The following is a 396-nucleotide window of genomic DNA, read 5'->3' as shown; positions in this document are numbered from 1 at the left end:
AGCGATAATTAATGTGAGAATCATTAACGCCGTAAACCCAAGGTTTCCTACGCGATGCTCGTCATCGTAGGGTTAGTCGGGTCCTAAGCAAAGTCCGAAAGGGGTATGCGATGGAAAATTGGTTAATATTCCAATACCAACATTATTGTGCGATGGAAGGACGCTTAGGGCTAAGCAAGCTAGCGGATGGAAGTGCTAGTCTAAGGTAGTAGGTTGTTATACAGGCAAATCCGTATAACATTAGACCGAGAACTGAAAGGCTTTCTGAAGTCTTCGGATGGAAGGAAGAATTGCTGATGCCGTCGAGCCAAGAAAAGTTTCTAAGTTTAGATAATGTTGCCCGTACCGTAAACCGACACAGGTGGGTGGGATGAGTATTCTAAGGCGCGTGGAAGA

The 396-nt window shown here is 45.2% G+C and carries 1 rRNA gene; it reads left to right on the top strand.

Annotation, left to right across the window (positions count from 1 at the left end):
• Positions 1 to 396 (top strand): 23S ribosomal RNA (locus KJQ99_RS10060); the annotation flags it as partial.

Origin of the sequence: Campylobacter sp. 2018MI13 (assembly GCF_018501135.1) — a bacterium.
GTDB lineage: Bacteria > Campylobacterota > Campylobacteria > Campylobacterales > Campylobacteraceae > Campylobacter_E.
The sequence above is the reverse complement of the archived record's forward strand: the minus strand, read 5'-3'. Positions and strand labels throughout refer to the sequence as shown.